At 50.7% G+C, this 1,152-nt stretch carries 1 protein-coding gene; it reads left to right on the top strand.

Features of this window, described 5'->3' with window-relative positions; all coding sequences use genetic code 11:
- Positions 1–386 precede the first annotated feature (386 nt).
- Positions 387–1,152 (top strand): integron integrase (locus MRX98_RS21740; protein ID WP_246915255.1); only part of this gene is annotated, 766 nt, incomplete at its 3' end.

Here is a 1,152-nt window from a genome sequence, read left to right as displayed (position 1 = left end):
AGTCTAGGCGACCTATATGTCGTCTTGTATTACGACAGTTCTGGTTACTAGATCGCGCTATAATTAAATTTTGTCATATATTCCGCCCAATTTCCATGGCTTGTTGGCGAATTTGCAATCTAGATCCTTGACATTTAGGGAATATCCCAATAGCCTTATACGAACGATTGTTCGCGCGTCTATGAGCTTGGACTTGCTTGAGCTGAGTGCATGAGGTTTAAAACCCATATTCCGCTTTTCTGATTATGTCAATTAAATAATAGGCGCATATCCTCAATATCATTACATTAGGGGGGCTTATGCCGGGGATGGGTACCAATGGACCACCGAATTCAAGTTTGAATCAAGTCGTATCAAAATCCAAAAACGACCAGCAGCCGCGCTTATTGGACCAGGTTCGGCACCTCATCCGTTGCAAGCATTACAGTATCCGCACGGAGCAGGTATATGTCGACTGGATTCGTCGCTATATTTATTTCCACCACAAACGGCATCCGTCGGAACTGGGCGAGGAGCATGTCAGTGCATTTTTGACCGACCTGGCGGTTCGGCGCAAAGTGGCCGCTTCGACACAGAATCAGGCATTGTGTGCGCTTGTCTTTTTGTACAAGGAGGTCGTCAAAAAGGATTTAGGGGAATTCCAAAATGTGGTGCGCGCCAAAAGGCCCCAAAAATTGCCGGTGGTATTCACCCGAGAGGAGGTCAAGGCCCTTCTGGTGCAACTGGATGGCACGGCATGGATCATGGGTAATATGCTGTATGGGGCTGGATTGCGATTAATGGAGTGCGTTCGGTTGCGGGTCAAGGATATCGATTTCGGTTATAAGCAGATTGTTGTAAGGGATGGCAAAGGCGCCAAGGACCGGGTCACGATGCTGCCGGAAATCCTCATCGATCCGCTGCAGCGGCATCTTCTGCGGACAAAGGCGCTCCATGAGGCGGATTTGCGCGGGGGGTTCGGATCGGTTTATCTGCCTTTTGCGCTCGAACGCAAATATGCCAATGCCGGCCGAAGCTGGTCCTGGCAATATGTGTTTCCCGCATCGCGCCGGTCGGTCGATCCTCGCTCCGGCATCGAGCGGCGTCACCATGTTTCGGAAGCGATGCTCCAGCGAGCGGTCAAGGCGGCCATTTGTAATGCGGAAATCGCGA

The organism is Desulfatitalea alkaliphila (genome assembly GCF_022968795.1).
In the GTDB taxonomy this organism is placed as follows: Bacteria; Desulfobacterota; Desulfobacteria; order Desulfobacterales; family Desulfosarcinaceae; genus Desulfatitalea; species Desulfatitalea alkaliphila.
The sequence above is the reverse complement of the archived record's forward strand: the minus strand, read 5'-3'. Positions and strand labels throughout refer to the sequence as shown.